Source organism: Gemella parahaemolysans (assembly GCF_053758945.1).
Genome location: NZ_JBSMTP010000007.1, coordinates 22,615 through 49,030 on the forward strand (window position 1 = coordinate 22,615; position 26,416 = coordinate 49,030).

The 26,416-nt window shown below is 32.9% G+C and carries 24 protein-coding genes and 1 riboswitch; of the genes, 6 read left to right on the top strand and 18 right to left on the bottom strand.

Annotation, left to right across the window (positions count from 1 at the left end):
* Window positions 1–59 precede the first annotated feature (59 nt).
* The 16 genes from ACWOBP_RS05615 to gnd form a co-directional block, all read right to left on the bottom strand.
* On the bottom strand, window positions 60–353 hold the full coding sequence (locus ACWOBP_RS05615; protein WP_455337854.1) for a hypothetical protein: 294 nt from the start codon (window positions 351–353) through the stop codon (window positions 60–62).
* A complete protein-coding gene (locus tag ACWOBP_RS05620) occupies window positions 353–1,045 on the bottom strand; it encodes an N-acetylmannosamine-6-phosphate 2-epimerase (RefSeq protein ID WP_455337855.1) in 693 nt (230 codons plus the stop codon). The genes ACWOBP_RS05615 and ACWOBP_RS05620 overlap by 1 nt, the downstream gene beginning before the upstream one ends.
* Before the next feature lie 4 nt (window positions 1,046–1,049).
* Complete coding sequence (locus ACWOBP_RS05625; protein ID WP_455337856.1) at window positions 1,050–1,877, bottom strand: carbohydrate ABC transporter permease; 828 nt, start codon at window positions 1,875–1,877, stop codon at window positions 1,050–1,052.
* 11 nt (window positions 1,878–1,888) lie between these two features.
* A complete protein-coding gene (locus tag ACWOBP_RS05630) occupies window positions 1,889–2,794 on the bottom strand; it encodes a carbohydrate ABC transporter permease (protein WP_455337857.1) in 906 nt (301 codons plus the stop codon).
* Between the two features lie 71 nt (window positions 2,795–2,865).
* Window positions 2,866–4,167, bottom strand: coding sequence for an ABC transporter substrate-binding protein (locus tag ACWOBP_RS05635; RefSeq protein WP_299321669.1), 1,302 nt, complete (start codon window positions 4,165–4,167; stop codon window positions 2,866–2,868).
* Window positions 4,168–4,222: 55 nt separating this feature from the next.
* On the bottom strand, window positions 4,223–5,326 hold the full coding sequence (locus tag ACWOBP_RS05640) for an ABC transporter ATP-binding protein (RefSeq protein WP_455337858.1): 1,104 nt from the start codon (window positions 5,324–5,326) through the stop codon (window positions 4,223–4,225).
* A gap of 529 nt (window positions 5,327–5,855) precedes the next feature.
* Window positions 5,856–7,172 carry a phosphopyruvate hydratase gene (gene eno / locus ACWOBP_RS05645; protein WP_455337859.1) on the bottom strand — a complete coding sequence of 439 codons (1,317 nt, stop codon included), beginning with the start codon at window positions 7,170–7,172 and terminating at the stop codon, window positions 5,856–5,858.
* 65 nt (window positions 7,173–7,237) lie between these two features.
* Window positions 7,238–8,002 (bottom strand): triose-phosphate isomerase, encoded by a 765-nt coding sequence (gene tpiA / locus ACWOBP_RS05650; RefSeq protein ID WP_455337860.1) that lies wholly within the window; start codon window positions 8,000–8,002, stop codon window positions 7,238–7,240.
* A 26-nt stretch (window positions 8,003–8,028) separates the two neighbouring features.
* Window positions 8,029–9,225 carry a phosphoglycerate kinase gene (locus tag ACWOBP_RS05655; protein WP_455337861.1) on the bottom strand — a complete coding sequence of 399 codons (1,197 nt, stop codon included), beginning with the start codon at window positions 9,223–9,225 and terminating at the stop codon, window positions 8,029–8,031.
* A gap of 94 nt (window positions 9,226–9,319) precedes the next feature.
* Entirely contained in the window at window positions 9,320–10,327 is a 1,008-nt protein-coding gene (gene gap, locus ACWOBP_RS05660; protein WP_455337862.1) for a type I glyceraldehyde-3-phosphate dehydrogenase, read from the bottom strand.
* Window positions 10,328–10,340: 13 nt separating this feature from the next.
* Window positions 10,341–11,387 (bottom strand): sugar-binding transcriptional regulator, encoded by a 1,047-nt coding sequence (locus ACWOBP_RS05665; protein WP_455337863.1) that lies wholly within the window; start codon window positions 11,385–11,387, stop codon window positions 10,341–10,343.
* Between the two features lie 171 nt (window positions 11,388–11,558).
* Window positions 11,559–12,185 (bottom strand): exonuclease SbcC, encoded by a 627-nt coding sequence (locus tag ACWOBP_RS05670; protein ID WP_455337864.1) that lies wholly within the window; start codon window positions 12,183–12,185, stop codon window positions 11,559–11,561.
* Window positions 12,186–12,283: 98 nt separating this feature from the next.
* Window positions 12,284–13,246: an asparaginase gene (locus ACWOBP_RS05675; RefSeq protein ID WP_455337865.1), complete on the bottom strand. Its 963-nt coding sequence runs from the start codon at window positions 13,244–13,246 to the stop codon at window positions 12,284–12,286.
* A 13-nt stretch (window positions 13,247–13,259) separates the two neighbouring features.
* The gene (locus ACWOBP_RS05680) at window positions 13,260–13,835 is read right to left on the bottom strand and encodes a beta-class carbonic anhydrase (RefSeq protein WP_448905150.1); all 576 of its coding nucleotides are present in this window, start codon (window positions 13,833–13,835) and stop codon (window positions 13,260–13,262) included.
* Window positions 13,836–13,986: 151 nt separating this feature from the next.
* Window positions 13,987–15,378: a glucose-6-phosphate dehydrogenase gene (zwf, locus tag ACWOBP_RS05685; protein WP_455337866.1), complete on the bottom strand. Its 1,392-nt coding sequence runs from the start codon at window positions 15,376–15,378 to the stop codon at window positions 13,987–13,989.
* On the bottom strand, window positions 15,350–16,762 hold the full coding sequence (gnd, locus tag ACWOBP_RS05690) for a decarboxylating NADP(+)-dependent phosphogluconate dehydrogenase (protein ID WP_455337867.1): 1,413 nt from the start codon (window positions 16,760–16,762) through the stop codon (window positions 15,350–15,352). The genes zwf and gnd overlap by 29 nt, the downstream gene beginning before the upstream one ends.
* A 449-nt stretch (window positions 16,763–17,211) precedes the next feature.
* On the opposite strand from gnd, the gene aldA reads away from it, so the two are divergent.
* From aldA to ribH, 6 genes are all read left to right on the top strand, one after another.
* The gene (gene aldA, locus ACWOBP_RS05695) at window positions 17,212–18,663 is read left to right on the top strand and encodes an aldehyde dehydrogenase (protein WP_455337868.1); all 1,452 of its coding nucleotides are present in this window, start codon (window positions 17,212–17,214) and stop codon (window positions 18,661–18,663) included.
* 483 nt (window positions 18,664–19,146) lie between these two features.
* Entirely contained in the window at window positions 19,147–20,490 is a 1,344-nt protein-coding gene (locus ACWOBP_RS05700) for a sodium-dependent transporter (RefSeq protein WP_455337869.1), read from the top strand.
* Between the two features lie 107 nt (window positions 20,491–20,597).
* Window positions 20,598–20,722: riboswitch (FMN riboswitch) on the top strand.
* A 171-nt stretch (window positions 20,723–20,893) separates the two neighbouring features.
* Window positions 20,894–21,964, top strand: a complete 1,071-nt coding sequence (gene ribD, locus ACWOBP_RS05705) for a bifunctional diaminohydroxyphosphoribosylaminopyrimidine deaminase/5-amino-6-(5-phosphoribosylamino)uracil reductase RibD (RefSeq protein ID WP_455337870.1) — start codon at window positions 20,894–20,896, stop codon at window positions 21,962–21,964.
* Window positions 21,949–22,560: a riboflavin synthase gene (locus tag ACWOBP_RS05710; protein ID WP_004263116.1), complete on the top strand. Its 612-nt coding sequence runs from the start codon at window positions 21,949–21,951 to the stop codon at window positions 22,558–22,560. Before ribD ends, ACWOBP_RS05710 begins: the two co-directional genes overlap by 16 nt.
* Entirely contained in the window at window positions 22,553–23,728 is a 1,176-nt protein-coding gene (gene ribA, locus ACWOBP_RS05715; RefSeq protein ID WP_455337871.1) for a GTP cyclohydrolase II, read from the top strand. Before ACWOBP_RS05710 ends, ribA begins: the two co-directional genes overlap by 8 nt.
* A gap of 13 nt (window positions 23,729–23,741) precedes the next feature.
* Entirely contained in the window at window positions 23,742–24,203 is a 462-nt protein-coding gene (ribH, locus tag ACWOBP_RS05720; protein ID WP_455337872.1) for a 6,7-dimethyl-8-ribityllumazine synthase, read from the top strand.
* A 57-nt stretch (window positions 24,204–24,260) separates the two neighbouring features.
* Here the strand turns inward: ribH and guaB are convergent, their stop codons facing one another.
* On the bottom strand, window positions 24,261–25,724 hold the full coding sequence (guaB, locus tag ACWOBP_RS05725) for an IMP dehydrogenase (RefSeq protein WP_455337873.1): 1,464 nt from the start codon (window positions 25,722–25,724) through the stop codon (window positions 24,261–24,263).
* Window positions 25,725–25,741: 17 nt separating this feature from the next.
* A complete protein-coding gene (locus ACWOBP_RS05730; RefSeq protein WP_455337874.1) occupies window positions 25,742–26,332 on the bottom strand; it encodes a xanthine phosphoribosyltransferase in 591 nt (196 codons plus the stop codon).
* Window positions 26,333–26,416 lie beyond the last annotated feature (84 nt).

The following is a 26,416-nucleotide window of genomic DNA, read 5'->3' on the forward strand; positions in this document are numbered from 1 at the left end:
TAATTAGTTCTTTATATAAATATCTCTTAACTTTTTAACTAATTAATAGTCCTATTATATTATTTTAATTTCAATCTAATTCTTCTGATACCAAACACCAATAAATTCATTATAATGCTAGAAAATACTATCGGCATATACACATTTAATACTGATGCTCCTACTTCTTGCCCCTCTATTAACTTATAGTATATACCTATAAATAATACTCCCAATGCAAGTGCATTTATCAATAATGGTGAAAGCCATAATTTCTTAAATGCTATGTTTAAAATATATGTGATAAACCACGATCCTAGTATATACCATTTACTATAGGTATACCAATATGCCAATAAAACAATTATACTCATTATCTCAACTCACTTAAAAATCTTGTCGCAATTTCTTGCGGTCTAGTTATTGCTCCACCTACTACTATACAATGCGCCCCCACTTCAAACGCTTGTTTTGCTTGTTGTGGAGTATGGATTTTCCCTTCTGCAATAACTGGAATTTTTACATTTTCTACGATTTCTTTTACTAAACCTGGATTAAATTGTTTTGAATCTGCTGTGTACGGCGTATAACCATTCATAGTAGTTCCTACAAAATCAACTCCTGCTTTTTCAGCTTCAATCGCTTCTTCTAAATTAGAAATATCTGCCATCAATAATAAATTTGGATATTTTTCTTTAATTTCTCTTACGAATTCGCTTGGAGTTTTACCGTCTCCACGTTCTCTATTCGTACAATCTAACGCTATTATATCAGATCCTGCATCAACTAATTTATCAACTTCATCCATTGTAGCAGTTATATATGTAGCATATCCTTCATATGATTTTTTTATTATACCAATTACTGGTAAATTCGTCTGTTCTTTAATCTGTTTAATATCTAAAACACCTTGAGCCCTAATAGCCTTTACTCCTGCATTCTTAACAGCTTTAGCCATTAGACACATTACTCCACCTTCTTCTTTATATAAGGCTTCTCCTGGTAATGCTTGACAAGAAACTATCATTTCTCCTTTTAGATATTCTATTAATTGTTGTTTATCCATAAGATTATCCTTTCACCGCTCCTAAAGTAACACCTTGAGTAAAGTAATTTTGGAAACAAATGAACACGATTATCATCGGTAATGACGCTAATGATGCCCCTGCCATTAGTAATCCATAGTCATTAGAGAACTCTTGACCTTGTGCTAACGCTGCTAACCCTAAAGGTAATGTAGACATGTCTGGTGTATTAGAGAAAATTAATTGTGAGAAATAATCGTTCCAGCTTGCGATGAATGTAAAGATCGCTAATGCACCGATACCAGGTTTAATGATTGGTAACGCGATATTCATAAATGTTCTTACTTCACCACAACCATCAATTCTTGCTGATTCAAGTAATTCTGTTGGAATTGCTTGCGAGAACTGTCTCATTAAGAATACTCCAAACGGCCAACCTACTGCTGGTAAAATTAACGCATAGTATGTATTCATTAAGTTAAATTCAGTGATTAGATTTAATAAAGGTATTAAAATTACTTGTTTTGGTAATGCCATTGCTGCCACAAATACCATAAATATTATCTTAACACCTGGGAAATTTTTCTTAGCTAATGCATACCCTGCTAATGCTGATGTTGCACAAACTAAGAATGTTGTCATTACTGAAATAAATACTGAGTTAAAGAACCATCTTAAAGTGTTCGATGTGAATAACTTCTCGTAGTTTTCCAATGTTGGAGTCGATGGCCACCACTCTGGTGGAATTGTTATCGCTACATCTTGTAATTTAAATGATCCTGATGCAATCCAATAAAATGGAAAAATAAAGAATATAGTTAACCCAAGTAATATTATCATTGATACTATTTTAAAAATACTTATACTTTTCATTCTAAATCCTCCTAATCATTGTCTGTAGATAGGAACTTGAATTGTAATATTGAAATTATTCCAATAATTACAGCAAGGATAATACCCATCGCACTAGCTACACCATGATTTCCGTTTTTAATTGCCGCTTCATATACTAGGTACATGATTGTACTTGTTCCGTAGTTCGGTCCCCCTGCAGTTAATAACTGGATTAGGGCGAAAATTTGGAACGAGTTGATTGTTGTTACAACTACAATATATAATGTTGTTGGTTTAATCAGCGGCCAAGTGATTTTTGTGAATACTTGCCATTTTGTTGCTCCATCAATCTCTGAAGCTTCTAATAATTCTTTTGGCACGTTACCCAATGCAGCAACATAAAGTATTATAGGTTGACCTAATGAAGTAGTAATCAAAATTGTAATAATAGCATATAGTGCTGTTTTCGGATTTCCTAACCAGTCAACATTTTCACTAATTAAATGCATTGACTTAAATACATAATTCAAAATTCCATATTCTGGATGATAAATCCAAGCCCAAACTACAGTAACAGATACTACTGAAGATATAGCTGGAATATAAAATACCCCACGGAAGAATGATCTTACTACTGCACTCTTATTGTAAATCGTTACTGCAACAAAAATCGATACCAATACTACTATCGGTACTGCAACAACTGTTACTACTATCGTGTTAACAAGAGATTTCATGAATGGTTCATGAATTGTTGCACCGTTGCCACTAAACATCAAATCTGAATAGTGTTTCAATCCAACAAATACTGGATTTTTTTTTGCAAAACTATATAATGATAACTGAAGTCCACGTAACATTGGGACTAAAACGAATGTTATGAAAAATAAACTAACTGGCAAAATAAATAGATATGCACTAAAGTCTATTTTTTTTCTTTTCTTAGTAGTTTTCATAGAACCTCCTAAAAAGTTTATTTTTTATCTAAAAAAGGGATAGAAGCAACTCTATCCCTTCATACGTCAAATTACAATGCTTCTTTTATTGTTTTATTTGCATCTTCAACAAATTTATCTAATCCTTCTTTAGGTGTAGTTTTTCCATTTAATACACCTTGAACCATGTTGAACCATAGCGGTCTCATTTTAGCGAATCCTGGAATTGTGTTATAGTATGGAGCGTATTGTCCAGTTAATCCTTCAGCAAATTTAAGTTCTTCTGAATCATATAATCCTGTTTCACCTTTTTTAGCTGAGAAGTTACCAGATGCTAATAGAGTACGTTTACCCCAATCTTTATCATTAACCATAAAGTCAACGAATTTTTTAGCTGCTGCCGCTTTGTCTGCATCACCATTATCAAAGATGGCTGGTCCTGCAACTAGATAATCGTATTTAGCTTTTCCTCCATTGTTAGGGAATGGTAAGAATTTGTAGTTAAATCCAGATGCGTGTGAAGCTGCGATACCAGGAGAGAATAAGATTGTAGTTGCCGCACGTCCTGATTTGAATGCTTCTAGAGCATCTTTTGCTTCTAATGCAACCCCTTGTCCTAATAAACCATCATCGTAAGCTTTTTTAACCCACTCTAATCCTTTAACACCATTTGCATCATTAATAGTGTATTTGCTGATTGCATCATCTGTAATCCAAGAATTGTATAAGTTTGCTACAAATGCTCTTGGTCCCTGGTCTCCTGCTTGAGATTTAGTGTAAAATAAAGCTGGAGTAATACTTGAATCTTTTTGTTTAACTGCTTTTAGGAATTTTTCATATTCTTCTACAGTCCAACTTCTATCTTGTTTGTTAAGAGGTAGAAGGTCTGTAACACCTAATTTATCAGTTAAGTCTTTATTCACACCCATTAAGAATGGCGCTACCCCTTGTGGATACATGTAAAGTTTATCTTTGTAACTAGATGCTTTAACTGCTGCTTCATTTAATTTAGATTTATCAACATCATCTAATGGAACTAATAAATCTTTCGCTGCCCAAGCAATTACACGTCCTGGTGCATCATAGATTACATCTGGAGCTGTTTTCGATTGAATAGCTGTTTCAATTTTTGCTGGTCCATCTGTAAATTCAATTTTTTGATAGTTAACTTTAATATTTGGATTTTTTGCTTCAAATGCTTTGATTAATGCTGCATCAAAATCCTCAGTCTTTTTGAATTCTTTATCTTTTGTAAATTGTGGAAAATCCCAATAAGTAATTTCTACTTTTTTATTCGGATCAGCTTGTTTTTCTTCTTTTTTGCCGCCCACACACCCTGTTAAAACAAGAGCTGTTGTTGCTGCTACAGCAAACAATTTATTTAATTTTCTCATAATATGAGCCTCCTTATTTTATATGTTTTTTTAAAAATTTGACGTCTTATTTAAATTATTCCAAGATACTAAGTTCTGTATCTACATCGAAATAATGAGCTCTATTCATATCTAAAGCGAATGTTAGTTCGTCTCCCATTTTAATATTTTGTCTTGAGTGTACAATCGCTTTAATATTTTCACCATTTAGATCAGTATGAACAATATACTCAGATCCTAATAACTCTGCCACAATTACTTTTGAAGTAATTTTAGCATGTGAATATGTCTCCAGTACAAGTGGATCATTAGATATATTCTCTGGTCTAATCCCTAGAACTACTTCTTTTCCTTCATAACCTAGTTCTTTTAATTTATCATAGTGTCCTATCGGAATTTCTATTTTCCCTCCATCTTTAGTCACAAAGTTACCTTCAGCAACTCTACCTCTCATGAAGTTCATCGTAGGTGCTCCGATAAATCCTGCTACGAATAGATTTTCTGGATGATCATAAATCTCTTTAGGACTTCCAACTTGTTGAACAATACCTTTTTTCATTACTACAATTCTATCTGCCATTGTCATAGCTTCAGTTTGGTCATGCGTTACATAAATCGTAGTAGCTCCTAATGTGTTATGTATTTTAATAATTTCCGCTCTCATGTTACTTCTTAACTTAGCATCCAAATTCGATAACGGTTCATCCATAAGAAACACTTTAGGACTTCTAACTATTGCTCTTCCCAATGCAACCCTTTGACGTTGTCCTCCAGAAAGTGCTTTTGGCTTTCTATCTAAAAGATCTTCTAATCCAAGAATTTTTGCAGCTTCTTCAACCTTCGCTTTAATTTCATCTTTAGGTACTTTTCTTAATTTTAAAGCAAATGCCATATTATCGAAAACTGTCATATGCGGATATAATGCATAACTTTGGAATACCATTGCTATGTCTCTATCTTTAGGTTCAACATCATTTACTAGTTTATCCCCTATATAAAACTCACCTTCTGTTATATCTTCTAAACCTGCAATCATTCTAAGGGTAGTAGATTTCCCACAACCTGATGGTCCAACAAATACAACGAATTCCTTGTCAGCTACTTCCAAATTAAAATCAGTTACCGCACAAAAACCATTATCATATTTCTTATAGATTTTTTTTAATGATAAACTTGCCATATTAACCTCCTAAAAATTAATATTTATCTTTTCAACAAAAATAGTACCATATATGAAAACGTTTGTAAAGATAAAAATATAGATATTTAATGTTCTAACTTTATTATAATTCCATTATTTTTTTATTTTATTTAAACAATAATCAAACTAAAATATCTTATTTTATTAGAAATATAAGAAAAAAAGCACATTTTTCTTGTAAAAACAAACATTTAATTGATTAGATTATTATTGATATATTCCAGGTTGAATTTAATACGTTAATACCATTATAAATTTTATTGTCTTTTTAAAATCTATTGTCTTTCATATTTTTAAAATAAAATCATATTGAATATTAAAATTAGTGTTTTAAAATAATTTTATTTAATATAACCAACATCACCATGAGTGATAATATTCTTTATAATTATAATAAACAATATTTAATATCCTTAATATATTTTTAAAAAAAAATAAATATAAATATAATATTTTAAAATAAAAAAGGTAAGAGTCATAGACTCCTACCTTTTTAAATATATTCTAATTAGCGTTTGATGTTGTAGAATGCTTTAGCTCCTGGGTATTTAGCTGTTGCATCTAATTCATCTTCAATACGTAATAATTGGTTGTATTTAGCAATACGGTCTGTACGGCTAAGAGAACCTGTTTTAATTTGTCCAGCGTTAGTAGCAACTGCGATATCTGAGATTGTTGAATCTTCAGTTTCTCCAGAACGGTGAGAAATAACAGCTGTGTAACGAGCACGTTTAGCCATTTCGATAGCGTTTAAAGTTTCAGTTAAAGTACCGATTTGGTTAACTTTGATTAGGATTGAGTTACCAACACCTTGTTCAATACCTTGTGATAATTTCTTAGTATTAGTTACGAATAAATCGTCACCTACTAATTGTACACGGTCACCGATACGGTCTGTAAGTAATTTCCATCCTTCCCAGTCGTTTTCATCCATACCATCTTCGATAGTGATGATTGGGTATTTGTTTACTAATTCTTCTAAGTAATCAACTTGCTCTGCTGAAGTACGAACTGCTCCACCTTCACCTTCAAATTTAGCATAGTTGTAAACTCCGTTTTCGTAGAATTCAGATGACGCACAATCGAATCCTAGGAATACATCTTTACCTGGCTCTAATCCAGCAGCTTTAATTGCAGCTAGGATAGTTTCAACCGCATCTTCAGTTCCTTCGAATGTTGGAGCGAATCCACCTTCGTCACCTACTGCAGTAGATAAACCACGGTTGTGTAATAATTTAGCTAAGTTGTGGAATACTTCAGCTCCCCAACGTAAAGCTTCTTTAAATGTAGGTGCTCCTACTGGTAAAATCATGAACTCTTGGAATGCGATTGGAGCATCTGAGTGAGATCCACCGTTTACGATGTTCATCATTGGAGTTGGTAATTCTTTAGAGTTAGTTCCTCCTAAGTATCTGTATAGAGGCACTCCTAAAGAATCAGCTGCAGCATGTGCTACTGCTAAAGATACACCTAAGATAGCGTTAGCTCCTAGACGTCCTTTGTTTTCAGTTCCATCTAACTCGATCATAGCAGAATCAATTCCCACTTGATCAAATACGTCGAATTTACCTTCTAATAATGGTGCAATTTCTTCATTAACGTTAGTTACAGCTTTAGTTACACCTTTACCTAAGTAACGACCTTTGTCTCCATCACGTAATTCAACTGCTTCATATTGTCCAGTTGATGCTCCTGATGGTACTAGTGCGCGTCCAAACGCTCCTGATTCAGTTGTTACTTCAACTTCTACAGTTGGGTTACCACGTGAATCTAAAACTTCTCTTGCATATACTTCTGCGATAATATCAAATGTTTTTGCTAACATTAATTTTCTCCTTGTTGTTTAATTTATATTTCTATTATACTACAATTTTTAAAAAATTGCTAAACCTAATCTAATTTTCCGCCTTCTAAAAGAGCTAAGAATGATTCTGGTTGTAAAGCAGCTCCACCTACTAATGCTCCATCTACGTCTGGACACGATAGGTATTCTTTTACGTTTTCAGGTTTAACTGAACCACCGTATTGGATACGAACTTTTTCAGCAACTTCTTTTCCGTATAGTCCTTCAACTACATCACGAACAGCTTTACACATTTTTTGTGCATCTTCTTTAGTAGCTGATTTTCCTGTTCCGATAGCCCAGATAGGTTCATAAGCGATAACTAATGATGCTACTTGTTCAGCTGTTAAATCAGCTAAAGCTCCTTTTACTTGAGCTCCTACGAATTCAGCAGCTTTTCCTGCTTCATAAGTTTCAAGTGTTTCACCACAGCAGATGATTGGTAATAATCCATTTGCAAAAATAGCTTTTGCTTTTTTGTTAATATCTTCATCTGTTTCGTGGAAATATTCACGACGTTCTGAGTGACCGATTACTACATAATTAACTCCCATTTCAGCTAATACTTTTGGTGAAGTTTCACCAGTATAAGCTCCTGAATTTTCAAAGTAACAGTTTTGAGCTGCAACTTTTAATCCTGTTCCTTCAGCAGCGATAAGTAATGCACTTAGGTCTACAGCTGGAGCTGCAATACCTGCTTCTACTTTATCTGCTGATGGTAATTTCCCAGCGATTGCTTCAACGAATGCTTTAGTTTCTTCTGGGTTTTTGTTCATTTTCCAGTTTCCTGCGATAAATGGTAATCTTGACATAATGTTACTCTCCTTGAGTTAAAAAATTATTTGTTTGATAATGAATCGATTCCTGGTAATACTTTTCCTTCTAGGTATTCTAGAGAAGCTCCTCCACCTGTTGAAATGTGTGAGAATTTTTCTGCATATCCTAAAGAAATAGCTGCTGTTGCACTATCTCCACCACCAATAATAGTAGTAGCACCTTCTAAGTGAGCGATAGCTTCACATACACCAATTGTACCTTTTGCAAAGTTTGGCATTTCGAACACACCCATTGGTCCGTTCCAGATTACAGTTTTTGCTCCCTTAAGAGTGTTTTTGAATAATTCAACAGATTTAGGACCGATATCTAATCCTTCTTCATCAGGCTGAATATCACCTTCAGCAACACGACTAGGCGCATCATTTGAGAACTCTTTAGCTACAACTGTGTCGATTGGTAATACTAATTTATCACCAGCTTTTGCCATAAGTTCACGAGCGTATTCAACTTTATCATCTTCACAAAGTGAAATTCCGATTTCTTTACCTTGTGCTTTCATGAAAGTATAAGCCATACCTCCACCGATGATTACTTTATCAGCTTTATCTAATAAGTTTTCAATTACTGCAATTTTATCAGAAACTTTTGCTCCACCTAAGATTGCAACAAGTGGTCTTTCTGGGTTATCAACTGCTCCACCGATAAATTTAATTTCTTTATCTACTAGGAATCCAGAAGCAGAGTTTCCTTCACCAATATTAGATGCAATACCTACGTTTGAAGCGTGAGCACGGTGAGCTGTACCAAATGCATCGTTTACATATACATCACCTAGAGAAGCCCAATATTTAGCAAGCTCTGGATCATTTTTAGATTCTTTTTTACCATCTACATCTTCGAAACGAGTGTTTTCGAACATTAAGATTTCACCTTCATTTAATCCTTTAACCGCTGCTTCTAATTCAGCTCCGCGAGTTTCAGCTACGAATTTTACTTCTTTACCTAATAATTCTGATAATCTTTTAGCAACCGGTGCTAAACTTTTTGAAACTTTATCAGCTTCTTCTTTAACACGTCCTAAGTGAGAGAACGCTACTACTTTAGCTCCTTGATTCAAAGCATACTCAATTGTTGGTAATGCTGCAGTAATACGATTATCGTTTGTAATTACACCATCTTTTAAAGGCACGTTGAAATCAACACGCATTAAGACAGTTTTCCCTTGTAAGTTACCTAAGTCTTTAATAGATTTCTTCATGGAAAGCTCCTTTTAAATATTTTTGGAATATATGAGACAAGATATAAGTCAAAAGAACTTATATCTCATCTCCCCTTATTATTACCTAATTAGATTATTTGATTAATCCTGCAAAGTATTTTAATGTTCTTACTAATTGAGCAGTGTAAGACATTTCGTTGTCGTACCAAGATACAACTTTAACTAATTGTTTGTCTCCAACTGTTAATACTTTTGTTTGAGTAGCATCGAATAATGATCCATAAGAAATTCCTACGATATCAGAAGATACGATTGGATCTACATTATAACCGAATGATTCGTTAGCTGCAGCTTCCATAGCAGCGTTAACTTCTTCTGCTGTAACAGTTTTTTCAACTACAGCTACTAATTCAGTTAATGATCCTGTTGGTACTGGTACACGTTGAGCAGCTCCATCTAATTTACCATTTAATTCTGGGATTACTAATCCAATTGCTTTAGCAGCACCAGTTGTGTTAGGTACAATGTTCTCAGCTGCAGCACGAGCACGACGTAAGTCTCCACCACGGTGAGGAGCGTCAAGTGTGTTTTGGTCTCCAGTATATCCGTGGATAGTTGTCATTAATCCTTCAACTACTGTGAAGTTATCGTGTAATGCTTTAGCCATTGGAGCTAAACAGTTAGTTGTACAAGAAGCACCTGAGATAACTGTTTCTGATCCATCTAAAGTTTCGTGGTTTACATTGTAAACGATAGTTTTAACATCGTTTCCACCTGGAGCTGAGATAACAACTTTTTTAGCTCCTGCTTTAACGTGAGCTTCAGCTTTTTCTTTAGAAGTGAAGAAACCAGTACATTCTAATACTACGTCTACTCCTAATTCACCCCATGGTAACTCAGCTGGATTTGGATTAGCGAATGCTTTAATTTCTTTACCATTTACTAATAAGCTTCCTTCTGTTGCAGATACTTCTCCGTCGAAACGCCCTTGAGTTGTATCATATTTTAATAGGTGAACTAGTTGATTAACTGGTGTTAAGTCGTTAATCGCTACTACTTCAATTCCTTCTACGTTTTGGATTCTTCTTAATGCAAGACGTCCGATACGTCCAAATCCGTTAATTGCTACTTTTACTGTCATTTTTTAGTTCCTCCTAAAAATTTTTATTAACTTTTTTTATTATTTTTTTGCAAATAGCCTCGTCAATAATTAGTGTTGCATTCGCTGGCTTAGTATTTAAATAACTGTATACCGCATCAGCTTTCGCATCTCCACCAACTATTGTAAAGACATGATCAATGCCATTAACATCTTTAAAACTCATACCTATAGTAGATGTTTTAAATATCTCATCGCCGTTTTCATTAAAGTAACTCCCAAATGATTCACTAACAGCTTTTTTTTCATGTAATACTTCTAAAATTTCTTTAGATGACTTTCGTCTTTCCGCCATTTCAAAAGCATTTCCTATACTATGGATTATTATGGATGTTTTTCCTATAACATCGAGCGCATTTTTTACAACTGGTTCTTTCACGAGTTCTTCTAATGCCTTTTCTCCTATATTGTCTGGTGCATGTAGTAATTGATAAGCATGTCCAGAATTTTTTGCCATTTTAGAGGCTATATCATTGGCTTGATACTCTGTATTAACTACAGATAAACCTCCCCTAATTGGTGTTATAGTAACGTTTTTTCCATAACCAAATGTTGCATTTGCTTTACCGGCTATATAGTACATAGTACTTCCACCACTGACTCCAATTACACAATCTTTAGTTATTTTAGCATTAACCTTATCCAAAAGTAGGCTTGTCATTTCTTCCCTAGTGACTTCATTATTAACAAAATCACCAGCTACAATATGAACCTGTTTTATTGAAAAATGATTTTTTATAAAACTTCTTTCTTTAACAAATACATCGTTTATTACCGATTCTTTTATTTCTAGAAGAAGCATCTCTCCTTTTTCTGTAACACTCATCCCTGTAGCTTTTTTGGTTATCAACCCTAACTTGGATAAAACTTCACATTCCGTACGTAATTGCCTTTCCGTCATATTAATAAAATTTAATAATGTTTTTCGACCAATAGGTTGATTAACTTTTATTGTAACTAATAATTCATATCTATTATTAAATTTCATAAACATTTCAGGAACGAGTCTACTTTGCATATGTAACAAATGTAAAATATCCATCTTAAGTTTCCCCTGTCATATTGAAAATTTATTTTTATGGACAACTTACGTCCGGTTAGGTCATTTTTCGACCAACTAATTCTAAAAAAATAAACTTTCTGATTAAAATTATATCAAAGGCTTAATAAAAAATCAAGCCTTTAGGAAAATTTTAATCAAAAAATCCATTTTTTATTTTAAAATTGTTAATAATTCGATTAGTATTATAAAATAGAACACAAAAATCATTTCATATTCTTTGTAATCTATCGGTAAATCAGAGATGTATTGACTAGGATAATTCACTTCAATATCTTTTTTTAAATCAGAAACACTAATACCGTCAAAGTTATATCTAGTTAGCAAATTCTCCAATTCTCTGTCACTATAATAGAATATTTTTTTTACTTTTGAAGAGAATAAACCATCTGCAAGTGTAATATTTTCTATTACAGATAAAACTGACTCTAAGTCATGTTCCGCTTTACTTGAATTTTCCGAAATAATACTATATAACCTTTTTAACAGCAGTCTTGGTATCTTATATTTCAATTCTAGTACCTCAAAATCAATTTCCTCGACTTCTTTTGTATCTTCTTGTTTTTTTGTATTTTTCTGTTTTGTAGATTGTCCAGTATTTTTTTCAAAAAAGACTACTAACTTATCTTCTATATCCAATATTTCATCTTTATTAAACTCAGTCTTACTACCTAAGTTTTTTAATGTTTTCTCTTGATCTAATTTTTGGTATGGTCGTTTAAATTTGTTCTCATCAAGTAGATAAAAACCGCGATACGACTTATGATATTTAAATTTCAATTCTACACCTCTTTCCTAATTTTAATCATTTAATATACTACCATAATTGTAAAAATTATTCAACCTTATAAATATATTAATAGTAATTAGAACAACTATTAAAATAGCTCTCCTAATTTTTCAAATGATATCCCCGCTTCTAATAGAATCATTAATTTAACTCTAGCTTTTTGACCACTCAAACCTGTTGTGAAAATAACACCATCTTGTTGGAATCTTTTCCCTCCACCTTCATAGTCATAAACATCTTGAGTAACTCCATTAAATGCACGAGAAACAAAAACTACCGGTATATTCTTTTCAATACAGTTTCTGATTGCGGGAACAGTTCTTGGAGGTAGATTCCCTGCACCTAAAGCTTCTATAACTAATCCATCTGCTCCTAATTTAACTACAGCATTAATCAACTCCTCATCCATGCCAGCATAAGCTTTTAGTAAATATACTTTCTTTTCAGTAGTATTTACCTCATAGTGTTCCTCTTTAACTAATTTTTGAAAATATATAACATTATTTTTTGATACCAGACCTATCGGACCAAACGTTGGCGTCTGGAATGTCGCAACATTGGTAGTATGCGTCTTTGTAACATATGTTGCAGTATGAACTTCATCATTCATAACTACTAAAACACCTTTATCTCTACTCTCATCATTAATAGCAACTACTAAAGAGCTTCTAAGATTAGCTAATCCATCTGCACCTATTTCGTTGCTTGATCGCATAGCACCTGTTACGACAACAGGAATGTTTATATCTAATGTCAACTCTAAATAATAAGCCGTCTCTTCTAGTGTATCAGTACCATGAGTAACTACTACACCTTCATAGCCCTCTTTCACAGCTTCTTCTATTCTATTTTTAATCCCTAACATTTCACGTTCTGTTATTTGCGGTGATGCAAGATGATATAAATCTTCAACATACAAATCTCCAATATAAGAAAATATGTTTCCACCAGCACCTATCGGGTTACTATCAGTTGGAGCAACTTTCCCAGTTTTCTGGTCCTCACTCATTGAGATAGTTCCACCTGTATTTAGTATTAATATTTTTTTCAACTCGCGTGTCCCCCTAATTTCTTAGATTTTCATATCCATTTACAACTAAGTCTACTTTTCCATTTTCAGGATTAATAACCAACCCATGAACAGGAACATCTTTTGGAATCAATGGATGTTTCGTTATCATATTTACGTCGTGAGCCACACTCTCATTAACATCGTCAAATCCATGTAACCATGAACTCAAATCAAGGCCTGAATACTGTAGAATTTCTAAAGTTTCCTTACCTACACCCCTATTCTGCATTTTTTCCATAATTAAACCAGTATCGATATTTTGCATACCACAATCATGATGCCCCATAACGATAATTTCGTCAGCCTTAAGCATATAAACTGCTATTATCAAACTCCTCATAATCGAACCATATGGGTGAGTTAATATTGCTCCAGCATTTTTTACTACTTTTACATCCCCAGAAGACAAGTTTAAAGATTTTGTTGAAAGTTCAACTAATCTCGTATCCATGCATGTAAACATTACAACTCTTTTAGCCGGGTATTTATCCTCAGTTTTATATTTTTGATATTCTTCAAATTTCACAAAATATTCGTTATACTCTAACATTGAATCTAAAAGTCTCATTAATTGCTCCTTTTCAAAATCTTTATTTTTTGTACATCTTTTAATTATACTACACTTATCCGTTATCGTAAACTTTACAACCCTGTTTAATAATATTTAAAACAAAAAAATGTACTGTATGAGATGTTACTCACACAATACATTTAATTATTTATTTAACCCAATTAACAAGTTCGTCAGCTTCTTTAGGCCCTTTTGAACCTTGTTCGTAAGTATATAGTGGAGCACCTTGTTCTTCATACTTATCTATAAGTTTATTAACAAATGTCCAAGATTCAACTATTTGATTCCATTGAGAAAATAATGCTCTATCTTCTCTAAAACAAGCATCCAATAATCTTTCATAAGCTTCAGGTGTATTTACTATATTTTCTAAAATGCAACTTTGACAGAAATCAAGTGAGATTGGTTGCAATTCTTGCTCTGTACCTGGTTTTTTAGCATTAAATTGGAAATATACACCTTCTTCTGGTTGAATTTTTATTATTAATACATTACCTGGAGAAGAACCCACCGCTTTGAATTGAACTACTACTTGAGTTTCTCTTTTTTCTAGTTTTTTACCAGTTCTTATGAAGAATGGCACACCTTGCCAACGCTCATTATCTACGAATAATTTTAGTGCTGCATATGTTTCTGTTTTAGAATCTGCAGGAATATTTTGTTCCTGAAGATACCCTTCATATTGTCCCATTACTAAACTTTCATGAACATCCTCAATCGGTTTAAGTGCAGAAAGAAGATTATATTGGCTCTCATGTATACCACGACTTCCTTCTTCTTTTGGTTCTTCCATAGCTACTAATGATAAAACCTGTAATAGGTGATTTTGAACCATATCTTTTAAAGCACCACTTTTATCGTAGTAACTAGCTCTTGTTCCTACACCAACTGTTTCAGCAGCAGTAATTTGAACATTTTCGATAAAGTCTTTATTCCAAATACCTTTGAAAATTATATTTTCAAAACGTAAAGAAAGAATGTTTTGAATCATCTCTTTCCCTAAATAGTGGTCAATATGATAAATTTCATTTTCATCGAAGAATTTAGCAAGCTCATCATTTAGTAATCCCGCTTTTTCTAAATCTTCTCCGAATGGTTTCTCAATAATAACCTTCGCATTATTTTCAGAACAATATTTTTTAAGTCCATTCGTAATAGTTATAAAGAACGAAGGCGCTACTGCAAAGTAGTATACATGATCTTGAATATCTTGCTCAACATAGAAGTTTTGTAATAACTCATAATCATCTTCGTTTGTCATATCCATTTTGAAGTAAATGATTCTCTTAGCATATGCATCAAATTGTGCATCGTCAAATTTTGTACGAGCGTACTCTTTAACCCAAGTACGAGCAATATCAATATAATCTGATTGTGTGTATGCTCTACGACCTATCACAACAATCTTAAAATCATCGGCTAATTTACCCAATGCATTTAAGTTATATAATGCAGGTAACAGTTTTCTATAAGTTAAGTCTCCTGTCCCACCAAAAAGTGTTATAGCTGTTTTATTTTTCATTGTTTCCAACCCAGTCATAGTGATAACTTCCTTCTTTATCAGTTCTTTCAAAAGTATGTGCTCCAAAATAGTCACGTTGCGCTTGAATTAAGTTAGCACCACTGTTAGCTGTAGTGTAGATATCTAAGTATGAAATTGCAGATGTCATTGCACTTAGCGGTAATCTATTAGTAATTGCTAATGCAGCAACTTCACGTAAACTATCTTGTCTTGTTTCGATTACTTCTTTGAAGAATGGATCAAAGATTAAGTTTTCTAATTTTGGATTATTTTGGTACGCTTCGATAATATTTTGTAAAATTTTCGCTTGAATAATACATCCACCACGGAAAATTTTAGCAATTTGTGAATAATCAAAAGTCCAGTTGTATTCTTTTTCAGCAGCTTGTAGTAATTTAAATCCTTGTGCATAAGATACAATTTTTGAAATGAATAATGCATCTTTTACAATATTTTTTAATCTTTCTTTATCTTCTACAACTGCGTAAGGTTTACGAGTGAATTCTTGTTCAGCACGAACACGTTCTTCTTTAAGATTTGACATATATCTTCCATTTAAGGCAGCTGTAATAACTGATACATCAATTCCTAAGTCAATAGCTTGTTCGTTAGTCCATTTACCTGTACCTTTTTGTTGAGATTTATCTAAGATTTTATCTACTAAGTAGCTTCCATCTTCTTCTTTAACTTTGAAGATATTTGCAGTGATTTCAATTAGATAAGATTCTAATTCACCTTTATTCCACTCTTCAAAAGTTTCTTGTAATTCTTCGTTAGTAAATCCACCTAGGTGTTTAAGAACTTTGTAAGCTTCAGAGATTAATTGCATATCTCCATACTCGATACCATTGTGGACCATTTTCACATAGTGACCTGCTCCACCAGTTGAAGTGTAGCTACAGCAAGGAACATCGTTCACTTTAGCAGCAATAGCTTCTAAAATTGGACGAATTTCTTCATATGCTTTTTCATCTCCACCAGGCATTAAAGCAGGACCAAATCTTGCACCTTCTTCTCCTCCTGATACACCAACACCGAAGTAGTTGATTCCTTTTTCTAATAATAAATCGTATCTTCTTTGAGTATCTTTGAAGAATGAGTTTCCTCCATCGATAATAATATCACCTTTTTCTAGTAGAGGTGTTAATTGTTCTATTAAACTGTCAACAGCAAACCCAGCTTTAACCATTAAAACAACTTTTCTAGGTTTTTCTAGACCATCAATTAGCTCTTGTAGTGAGTATCTTCCTACTACATTTTTGTGAGGATGCTCCTCTAACATTTTATCAACAACTGTTGTTGTTCTATTAAATACCGCAACTTTAAATCCATTGTCCGCGATATTTAAAGCTAAGTTACTTCCCATTACTGATAAACCAATAACTCCTATATTCTGTTTCATTAATGAACCTCCTAATTGTTTCTTATGCTAAGATTATACCACTAAATATATTGAATATGGAAATAATTTTGCTCAAGAAAATTTTTTCTTATTATTTACTTAAATTACTTAATGTGTTAAATATTAAATTTAACATTAATCTGTAACAAGTACAAAATTTATTTATTAGATAACAAATAACCTTTTCCGTCTTTTTGTATACGCTTTATTTGCTGTATTACAGATATTTATATTTTTTTAATTTTTTACATCTCTCATTAATTAACGCTTATTTTTTTAAACATACATATACAATTTTTTTATTAAAAATATTGAAATCAACCTTTAAATATATAAATATATATCAAAAACCTAAACAAAACACTTGATTTATACTTTTTCATAATATATAATGTTAGCAACAAATGGTAACGTTTACTTACTAAAAAAAGAAAAAGGAGATTTAAACTATGAGTGAAATTAAAGTTTTAAAAAATTTTATTAACGGAGAATTCGAAAATAATTCAAATTATGATTATCTTGACGTGCTAAATCCGTCAACAGAAGAAGTTATCGCAAAAGTACCTTCTTCTTCAAAAGAAGATGTAGACCGCGCTATTGATATCGCTGAAGTTGCACAACGTGATTGGGAGAAATTACCAGCTGTCGAAAGAGGAGCGTACTTAAGAAAAATTGCGGATCGTATTCGTGAACGCGAACCAGAAATTACACAAACTATTGTTAACGAAGGGGGAAAAACTTTCGATTTAGCTAAAGTTGAAGTATTATTTACAGCTGATTATTTAGATTATATGGCTGAGTGGGCTAGAAGATACGAAGGGGAAATTATTCAAAGTGATAGAAAAGATGAACACATCTTCCTATTCAAACGCCCTCACGGTGTAACTACTGGTATCTTACCTTGGAACTTCCCATTCTTCTTAATCGCTAGAAAAGCTGCACCAGCTTTATTAACAGGTAATACAATCGTTATTAAACCTAGCCAATTAACACCAATTAACGCAGATATTTTCGCTGAAATTTGTGTAGAAGTAGGACTTCCTAAAGGCGTTCTTCACATTGTTCACGGTCTTGGATCTGTAGTTGGAAATAGATTAGCTTCTAACCCAAAAGTTGGATTAGTAAGCTTAACAGGTAGCTTAACAGCTGGACAAGAAGTTATGAAAGCGGCAGCTGAAAACATTACTAACGTTTCTCTAGAACTTGGAGGAAAAGCACCAGCTATCGTATTTAAAGATGCAGACTTAAATCTTGCTGCAAAAGCAATTGTAGCTTCTCGTGTAATTAACTCTGGACAAGTATGTAACTGTGCAGAAAGAGTATATGTACATGAAGATGTTAAAGCTGAATTCGAAAAATTATTATTTGCTGAACTTGATAAAGTTAAATTCGGTGACCCTAATAAAGAAGGTGGCGTAGATTACGGACCACTTATTGAAAAACGCGCTTTAGATACTGTTGCTGAAAAAGTTGCTTACGCTGTTAAACAAGGTGCTACTCTATCTTACGGTGGAACTCGTGATGAAAATCAAGTTGGATACTTCTTTGGACCAACTGTTTTAACAGACGTAACTAACGAAATGAACATTATGAAAGAAGAAACATTCGGTCCTGTAATCCCAATCGCTACATTCAAAACTTTAGAAGAAGTATTAGAATATGCTAACGATTCAGAATATGGATTAACTTCATCAGTTTATACTACTAACCTAAATACTGCATTCAAAGCAGTTAACGGTCTAAAATTCGGTGAAACTTACATCAACCGTGAAAACTTTGAAGCAATGCAAGGATTCCACGCTGGACGTCGTAAATCTGGTATCGGTGGAGCAGACGGTAAACACGGTTTAGAAGAATACTTAACTACTCAAGTTGTTTACATGCAATTAGATAACGACTAAAAAATTAAAGAAGCAGATTCTAGTTTTCTAGAGTCTGTTTTTTATATTATAAGGTATAAAAAACATAGACACATTCCAAAATTAATGATTATATCAGTCTGTATAATATCTATATTATACTTGAAAATTCAATGTCACTTTAATTTTTTCATAAAGATTTCCAAAAAATAATTGACAAATTTTCTGATAAATGTTAAGATTTTAACAACAATTATAAAAAGGAGCTACTCAATAATGAAAAATACAATTTTAACTAGTAACAGAGAATACTTTTTCGTGCCATTTTAGCAGCACTTATATCTCATAGCATTGTAGATATAAGTGCAACGATATCTACAATGGCTAGTTAAGTTTGTTTTTCGGCCATTGGTAAAATACTAAATGGCCTTGGGTATCATATTATTTTATGTTTAAAAGCTATTTAGTATTTTCTAAATAGCTTTTACTTATTATTTTTAAAATCAAATTTAGGAGGAAAATTTTATGTCAGATAATTCAAAATGGAGTTCTAAAATAGGATTCATACTTGCCTCTGCTGGTTCTGCAATAGGACTAGGTGCAGTATGGAAGTTCCCTTATATGACCGCAGCTAATGGTGGAGGTGGATTCTTACTAGTCTTCCTTATCTTTACATTATTAATTGGATTACCTCTTCTTCTAGCTGAATTCGTACTAGGTCGTGGTGCGGGAGTATCAGCGATTAGAACTTTTGGTAAATTAGGAAAAAATAAAAAATACAATGCTATTGGTTATATCGGTGGATTCGCACTATTCATCTTACTATCATTTTACAGTGTTATCGGTGGATGGATTCTAGTATATCTTGGTATTTCAATCGCAGATACGCTTGGTATTCACTCTACTACTGATCATGCAGCACTTTTCACTAGTATTATTTCTAATACTTGGATTGCACTAGGAGCCCAAGCACTATTCATCTTATTGAATATTTATATAGTATCTCGTGGTGTTCAAAAAGGTATTGAAAAAGCATCAAAAATTATGATGCCACTATTATTCATTATCTTCCTAGTAATTATCGCTAGATCATTAACATTACCTAATGCGATGAGCGGTGTGACTTATTTCTTAAAACCAGATTTCACAAAAATCACTAGCTCTGGAATTTTATTCGCACTAGGACAATCATTCTTCGCATTATCAATCGGAGTTACAGCTATGCTTACATATGCTTCTTACCTTGACAGAAGAACTAATCTTGTTCAATCTGGTATCTCAGTTGTATTAATGAACATCGCTGTTTCAGTAATGGCTGGTCTTGCAATCTTCCCTGCGATGAGTTCATTCGGTATGGAATCTGAAGGTGGACCAAGTTTATTATTCATAGTATTACCTCAGTTATTCAATAATATGGCTTTTGGTAAAATCTTCTACATCTTGTTCTTAATATTATTCTTATTCGCTACTATTACTTCATCAGTAGTTATGTTAGAAATTAATGTAGGAAATATCACTAATCAAAGAAATACTAACCGTACTAAATTTAGTATCATTATCGGAATCTTGACTTTCATCGTTGGAATTCCTTCTGCTCTATCTTACGGTTCATTATCTAATACATTAATATTTGGAAAAACAGTCTTCGATTTAATGGATTTCTTAGTGTCTAATATTCTAATGCCACTTGGTTGTCTAGCTTTATCAATATTCACAGGATATGTACTTGATAAAAAAGTAGCTTTAGAACAATTACACATCGACGAAAATAAAAAATCTAGCCTAGTATTATTCAAAGTATGGTTATTCTTACTAAGATATGTACTTCCAATTATTATCCTTATCGTTTGTTTAGCACAATTCTTATAATAAATTAAATAAAACTATCACATTGTATATTTCATATTTTGTGATAGTTTTTATTTTTTATCATTGACAACCGTTTTCATTAGTGTTAATATTAAGTCATGAATTAAATATTTCTTCGGGGTCGGGTGAAAGTCCCAACCGGCGGTGACTAGTTTACTAGAAGTCCGTGAGCGCAAGCTGATCTGGTGAAATTCCAGAACCGACAGTAAAGTCTGGATGGGAGAAGAAATTAGTAGTATTAGGATAAAAATACCTAATGCTTTATCGAGAATATTTTTATAGCCTATGGTGCATCTAAGAGTACTAAGGTCTATTAATCGAATATAAAACTAACCATCAATCCCGATTAAATTTGAAATTCAAATGTAATTGGGATTTTTATTTTTAGAAAGGAGTTGATAATATGCATGAATATTTTATGAATCTTGCTCTTCTTGAAGCCAAGCGTGGTGCTAAATATACACATACTAATCCAATGGTTGGAGCAGTTATTGTAAAAGATAATGAAATTATCGCAAGAGGTTCACACCTTCGATACGGCTGTGAACATGCTGAAAAAAATGCAATTTCTACTTGCAAAACTCCTGAAAAATTATTTAATTCAACACTTTACGTTACTTTAGAACCTTGTAATCATAAAGGTAAACAACCACCTTGTACAAATGCTATCGTAGAAATGGGTATCTCTAAAGTAGTTGTTGCTCAATTGGATCCTAATCCTATCGTAAGTGGAAAAGGTATCAAATATCTGCAAGATAATGGTATAGAAATAATAACTGGTGTTCTTGAAAAAGAGGCTTATAATTTAAACTACGCTTACAACCTATATCATACTGAAAAAAGACCTTATGTAGTTCTAAAACAATCCACCAGTCTTGATGGAAAACTAGCCTTTACCGATGAAAGAACACAGATTACCGGTAAAGAAGTCTATGATTTCGTCAGAAATGAAAGAGATAATTATCAAGCAATTCTCGTAGGTGCCAAAACGGTATTAATAGATAATCCAACATTACTTGGTGCTAATACATCTCTTTTTCCACCAAAAAGAATTGTCCTAGATGCTGAAGGTTCTATCTTTGAACAAAGTAATCTTAACTTATTTAACAATAGTTCATCTGAAGTTATAGTTTTCACAAAAGTAAAATACGAAAACTTACCTACACATGTGACTCTTATCACACCTAAAGATTTCAGCATAAAAGAAATATTATCAGAAATTGCGAGACTAGGTATTCAATCGATTTATGTTGAAGGTGGGCCTAACATTCACGATCAATTTTTAGCTAGTGGGTATTGGGATGAAGTCATAACTTATATCTCCCCTATTCTTTTAGGTGGAAACAACACTTCATCATTCACTAGTAGTAGAATAACAAATGAAAAAATAAAACTTCATGATACTAAGATTACTAAACTTGGCGAAGATATACGTATCTCAGGAAGGAGAGTATCTCAATGTTTACAGGATTAATAAAAGAACAAGGTAAAATAGTAAAAATTATTAAATCTAGCCACAGTATAAAACTGACTATTCAAGCGAGTAAGAATTTACTAGAAACATATAAAATTGGTGATAGTATGGCGGTAAACGGTGTATGTCTAACATGTGTGCAAAAAAGTTCATCACAGTTTACTGTAGATATTATGCCAGAGACTTATAAAAGAACGACATTTAAAGATTTGAAAATAAATGATGCCGTCAACTTAGAACCTGCAATGGGACATTCAGATAGATTTGAAGGTCATATTGTTTCTGGACATAGTGATGGTTTAGCACAGTTAGCAGCAAGACAAAAAGACGAAAATGCCATCCTACTTACTTTTTCTTATCCTAGTAAGTTCCAAGGGGAAATTATTAACCAAGGATCTATTACAATTAACGGAATAAGTTTAACAGTAGTAACTTGTGATAACAACAAATTTACGGTATCGCTAATTCCACATACAGCTAAACATACGAATTTAGAAAAATTAAAAATTGGAGATAGTGTAAATATAGAGACAGATATATTAGCAAAATACATAAAAGCTCAATTAAAACTATTTGGAGGAAAGTTTAATGATTAATAACGTAAGACAAGCAATAGAAGATTTAAAAGCTGGGAAATTAATCGTTCTTATCGATGATGATGACAGAGAGGCTGAAGGAGATTTAGTAGGACTAGCAGAATTTGTTACAGGCGAAACTGTTAATTTTATGGCAAAACATGCACGTGGTTTAATTTGCGCACCAGTTTCAACTGAAATAGCTAAAAGATTAAATCTACACTCTATGTTAGATAAAAATACAGATCCACACGAGACTGCATTCACTGTTAGCGTTGACCACAAAACATCAACTACAGGAATCTCAGCTTTCGAAAGAGCAACAACTATAAAAGAATTAGCAAGTCCTAATTCTAGACCTGACGATTTCAATAGACCCGGACATATGTTCCCACTTATCGGTCGTGACGGTGGAATTAAGGTTCGTCGTGGTCACACAGAAGCAAGTTTAGACTTAGCAAGATTAGCTAATAGTACAGAAGCTACATACATCTGTGAAATTATGAATGAAGACGGCACTATGGCTAGAAGAGATGACTTATATGAATTCGCTAAAAAATGGAATTTAACGGTTGTTGATTTGGATGAACTAACACGTTTTTTGTCATTTGAAGATAGTGTCAAAGTAAAATTACCTACAGAATTTGGTGATTTTGATTTACAGCTATTCGAAGATGAATTTAATAAAGAACATTTAATCATTAGTAAAGGTGATTTAACTTCTGAAGAACCTTTATTAATACGAGTTCACTCAGAGTGCTTAACTGGAGATGTCTTCACTTCACACAGGTGTGACTGTGGGGAACAACTACATGCTGCTCTACAAAAAATTTCTGACTTAGGTCGTGGCGCTGTTCTTTATCTACGTCAAGAAGGACGAGGAATAGGATTAAGAAACAAACTTCTTGCCTATCAACTACAAGAGCAAGGGGTTGATACATATGAAGCTAATGTTCAACTAGGTTTTGCTCCCGATGAAAGAGACTATACTATAGCCGTAGATATGCTTGACTACTTAGGGATTAAATCAGTAAAACTTCTTACTAATAATCCTGACAAAGTAGAACAACTAAGCTCTCTAGGAATAAATGTGGTAGACCGTGTTCCAATAAATATAAAACCACAAAAAGAAAATAAATACTATTTACAAACAAAAAAAATTAAATTTAATCACTTTTTAGACATATAAGGAGAATATTATTATGACAACATTTGAAGGAAAATTTATAGGTAAAGATATTAAAGTAGCAATCGTAGTAGCTCGTTTTAACGAATTTATTACGTCTAAATTATTAGGTGGAGCTAAGGATACGCTAATTAGAAACGAAGTAAAAGAAGAAAATATCGATGTTTACTGGGTTCCTGGAGCATTTGAAATTCCATTTATCACTAAAAAATTAGTAGCTACAAATAAATACGATGGTATTATTACATTAGGTAGTGTTATTCGTGGAAGTACTAGTCACTATGATCTAGTTTGTAACGAAGTTGCAAAAGGTGTTGGGCACATTAGTCTTAATAGCGATATTCCTGTTATGTTCGGTGTTATAACTACTGAAGACATAGATCAGGCTATCGAAAGATCTGGATCAAAAGCAGGAAATAAAGGAAGCGACTGCGCCCAAGGTCTTCTTGAGATGATCGATTTAACTAAACAAATCTAGAAAACAAATAAAGCTAGGAACTTGAACTTCAAGATCCTAGCTTTTTTATTTTTCATATTATTTAGAGTAGTTTGGACTTTCTTTTGTAATTTGAACATCATGTGGGTGAGATTCGATTAACCCTGCACCTGTCATACGAACAAATTGTGAGTTTTCACGAAGTGCACGTAAATCACGTGAACCTGTGTAACCCATACCTGCACGTAATCCACCAATAATTTGGTAAATTGTTTCAGAAACAGCACCTTTATAAGGTGTACGTCCTTCGATTCCTTCTGGAACTAATTTTTTACCGTCTTCTTGGAAGTAACGATCTTTAGATCCTTTTTCCATTGCAGAAATTGATCCCATTCCACGGTATGCTTTAAATGTTCTACCTTGGAAGATTTCTAATTCACCTGGTGATTCTTCACAACCAGCAAGCATAGAACCTAACATTACTGCGTGTCCTCCAGCTGCGATAGCTTTTACTACGTCACCAGTATATTTAATTCCACCATCAGCGATGATTGTTTTACCTAATTCACGAGCTACTGTCGCACAGTCATAGATAGCAGTTATTTGTGGTACCCCTACCCCTGCAACTACACGAGTAGTACAGATTGATCCTGGTCCAATACCAACTTTAACAACATCTGCTCCTGCTTCGAATAAATCACGAGCAGCTTCTCCAGTTGCAACGTTACCTGCGATAATGTCTAGGTTAGGATAGTTAGTTCTTAATGTTTTAACAGCATCTAATACTCCTTTAGAGTGTCCGTGAGCTGTATCAACTACGATAGCATCTACTCCAGCAGCTACTAAAGCATCTACACGGTCTACTGTATCGTTTGTAATCCCAACAGATCCAGCTACTAATAAACGTCCTTTAGCATCTTTTGCTGAGTTAGGGTATTTAGCTAATTTTTCAATATCTTTAATTGTAATTAATCCTGTTAATTTTCCTTCTTCATTAGTTAAGATTAATTTCTCAATTTTATGGCTACGTAAAATTTCACTAGCCTCTTCTAAAGTAGTTTTTTCTGGAGCAGTAATAAGATGCTCTTTAGTCATTACTTCACTAATTTTAATATCGAAATCAGTTAAAAATCTCATATCACGGTTAGTAATGATCCCTACTACTTTCATATCTTTTTCATTATTTACAATAGGTACACCTGAAATTCTGTATTGTTGCATTAACTCTTCTGCTTCATATACTAAGCTATCTGGTGTAAGGAAGAAAGGATCAGTTATTACTCCACTTTCTGAACGTTTAACTTTTCTTACTTGCTCAGCTTGTTCTTCGATACTCATATTTTTGTGAATTACACCTAGACCACCTTCACGTGCCATTGCAATCGCCATTTTGTGCTCTGTTACTGTATCCATTGCAGCAGAAATAATAGGTACTGATAATTTGATTTTCTCCGTTAAACTAACTTTTAAATCAACCTTCTTTGGTAAGATATCACTTTTTGCTGGTACCAAAAGTACGTCATCAAATGTTAAACCTTCTTTTTGAAATTTATTTTCCCACATTTTATTAAAATCCTTTCTTATTTTTCGTCATCTGATATATTAAATTTAACTTCGTTATTTTCAAGAGAAGCTATTCTACATAAAGAACATACATTCACATTTCTCTCATCTAATAATTTTCTACCATCTTGGAAACTTTTCTCAACTAGGATACCAACACCTACAGTTTCGGCACCAGCCTTTTCTACTATTTCCATAAGACCTAGAGTAGCTTGCCCATTAGCAAGGAAATCATCAACTATAAGAACTTTATCATCTTTATTAATGAATTTTTCAGAAACTACTATAGTATTAGTTATATTTTTAGTATAGCTATGAACTTCTGCAGTATACACATCATTATTTTTCAAAGTAGATGGCTTACTCTTTTTAGCAAACACCATCGGTACTTTAAACAAATTAGCAACCATAATTGCCGGTGCAATACCACTTGCCTCAATTGTGAAAATCTTCGTTATCTTCTCTTTTTTAAAATACTCATAAAAAGATTCTGCCATTTTCATCATTAAACCGGCATCGATTTGATGATTTAAAAATGAATCAACTTTAAGGACATTATTATCATAAACTTTACCATCGGTAATAACCATTTCTCTTAGTAATTCCATAACTCCTCCTATATAAACTTTGAGTAATTTTATTTATGATACCAAACTTTCATTGAAAATTCAAGAGCCTAATGAAATGTTATT